Below are 1,134 nucleotides of genomic sequence, written 5' to 3' on the forward strand. Positions count from 1 at the left end.
ATATCATTGGCAGTCAGGTATCTGCCGGTCATGATGCAATGCTCAAAGCGAACCATGATGTTAACATCATTGGTCAAGAAAACACGATAAAAACCGACAGCAAAGAAAAAAGCAGCAGTGGCTCGGTAGGCGTGGGCTATAACTTTGGTGGAGAAAAAAATGGCTTTACCATCTCGGCCAGTGCCAGCCAAAGCAAATCCAGAGAAAAAGGTAACGGTACCGATTGGACAGAAAGTGTGGTAGAGGCAGGCAATAAGCTCACGATTATCACCGGTAATGACGCCAACATTGTTGCAGGGCAAGTGAAAGGCGATAGGGTGGTGGCTGATATAGGTCATGACCTTAATATTGAATCGAAACAAGACAGCGATGAGTTCCACTCCAAAAGCACGTCAACCTCGGTAGGGGGAAGTTTTTCTTATGGAGGCTCAAGTAGTATTAATGCCTCGGCGAGCAAAACGAAAATGGACAGCAACTGGCAAAGTGTGACCGACCAATCGGGCATCTTTGCCGGCAGTGGCGGCTTTGACATTAAGGTCGGCAATAACACTGACTTAAAAGGTGCGGTGATAACCTCAGAAGCGAAAGACAAGAGCCAAAACCGCCTTGACACCGGCACAATCAGCTTTAGTGATATCGAAAACAAAGCGGACTACCAAGTCAGTAGCAGCAGTGCAGGGGTAAGCTCTAGCGGCATGCCATCAATGCCAACCAGTCGCAACAAAAACGAAAGCGAGCATTCGACGACGCATTCAGCGGTATCGGAAGGGACGATAATTATCCGCAATAAGGATGCTCAAAAACAAGATATCAACGAACTAAGCCGAGATACTGAGCAGGCGAATAACGAGCTCAAACACATTTTTAACAAACAAAAAGAGCAAGACATCATCGACCAAACGCAGTTAGTGAGTGAAATTGGTGGTGAAACGTTAACGATGCTTAATCATATAGACCGGATAAGAGCCGAATCCAAGGCAAAAGAAGCGGTTGAAAAGGAAAAAGAGAAAAGTAAAAACAAGGGACTAACAGAAGAAGAGCAACAAAAAATCTACGAAGACGCCTACAAAAAGGCGATGAACGAAGGCATGTCAGCGATGGGCAGTGACACCCGTCAAGGCATTGACATGGCGG

General features: G+C 46.1%; 1 protein-coding gene. It reads left to right on the forward strand.

Going from position 1 to position 1,134, the window contains the following annotated elements; translation table 11 throughout:
* A partial coding sequence (locus A9G38_RS03905; RefSeq protein WP_176713226.1) for a hemagglutinin repeat-containing protein occupies positions 1–1,134 on the forward strand: 1,134 nt, incomplete at both ends.

This window comes from Gilliamella sp. Imp1-1, assembly GCF_001690415.1.
Lineage (GTDB): Bacteria > Pseudomonadota > Gammaproteobacteria > Enterobacterales > Orbaceae > Gilliamella > Gilliamella bombi.